The sequence below is a fragment of the Aquipuribacter hungaricus genome, assembly GCF_037860755.1.
GTDB classification, from domain to species: Bacteria; Actinomycetota; Actinomycetes; order Actinomycetales; family JBBAYJ01; genus Aquipuribacter; species Aquipuribacter hungaricus.
Genome location: NZ_JBBEOI010000525.1, coordinates 1 through 596, shown reverse-complemented (window position 1 = coordinate 596; position 596 = coordinate 1). Strand labels below are relative to the sequence as shown.

Sequence of the window (596 nt, the reverse complement as noted above, 5' to 3'; positions counted from 1 at the left end):
TCCGACTTCTCCCCGGGCTCGTGCGGGCGCCAGCGCACGCCGGGCCGCACCGCGAGGACCGCGGTCCCGGCCACGGACCCCCACGAGCGGGGCGAGCCGACGAGCACGTCCCAGGCGGCCGGCACCGGCAGGTGGCCGAGCGAGGCGCCCGCGTCCACCAGCAGCGGCACGCCCGCCGCCCGGCACACCTCGTGGACCGCCGGCAGGTCCTGCACGGTGCCGACCTCGACGTTGGCGTGCTGCACGCAGACCAGCCGGGCCCCCGCCACGGCACGGCGGAGCGCGTCGAGGTCGACGTGGCCGGCGCGGTCGACGCCGACCGTGCGCACCGGGGTGCCCGCCCACCCGGCAGCGTGGAGGACCGCCGAGTGCTCGACCGCTGACACGACGACCGGTCCCGCGGGGTCCGCCCCCGGCGCCGAGCAGCCCAGCACCCCGGCGTGCAGCGCAGCGACGTGGTCGGGCGGGAACGACACGTCCTCCCCGCGCACCCCGAGCAGCTCGCCGAGCCGTGCCCGCGCCGCGTCGAGCACCTGCCGGGACCGGGCCGCCGAGGCGTGCAGGCCCCGCTCGTCCGCCCAGCCGTCGGCGAGGCC

Annotated in this window: 1 protein-coding gene; it reads right to left on the bottom strand. The window is 80.0% G+C overall.

The window, feature by feature from the left end; genetic code table 11:
• Positions 1 to 596: aminotransferase class V-fold PLP-dependent enzyme (locus tag WCS02_RS20985; RefSeq protein WP_340296241.1), on the bottom strand; the 596-nt coding region annotated here is incomplete at both ends.